The sequence below is a fragment of the Vogesella mureinivorans genome, assembly GCF_007644035.1.
Classification (GTDB): domain Bacteria; phylum Pseudomonadota; class Gammaproteobacteria; order Burkholderiales; family Chromobacteriaceae; genus Vogesella; species Vogesella mureinivorans.
This window is the reverse complement of record NZ_VMTV02000462.1, coordinates 1-336: the sequence shown is the minus strand read 5'-3', so window position 1 is coordinate 336 and position 336 is coordinate 1. Positions and strand designations below refer to the sequence as shown.

The 336-nt window shown below is 63.4% G+C and carries 1 protein-coding gene; it reads left to right on the top strand.

From position 1 onward, the window contains the following. Positions 1 to 336 (top strand): BMP family ABC transporter substrate-binding protein (locus FLQ44_RS11535; protein ID WP_147694476.1); only part of this gene is annotated, 336 nt, incomplete at both ends.

The following is a 336-nucleotide window of genomic DNA, read 5'->3' as shown; positions in this document are numbered from 1 at the left end:
GGCATCAATGCCTTCATGCTCGGCGCGCAATCGATCGATCCCGATTTCTCTGTCAAGGTGGTCTGGGTCAACTCCTGGTACGATCCGGGCGCGGAAGCCGACGCCGCCAAGGTTCTCATGGATCAGGGCGTCGACATCCTGACCCAGCACACCGACTCCACCGGCCCAATCCTCGAGGCTGCGGCCCGCGGCATCAAGGCCTTCGGACAGGCCCTCGACCAGATCGAAGCTGGGCCCGAAACCCAGCTTACCGCGATCATCGACAGCTGGGGCGCCTACTACATCAAGCGCGTCCAGGACGTGCTCGACGGCACCTGGGAAAGCCAGGAAACCTGG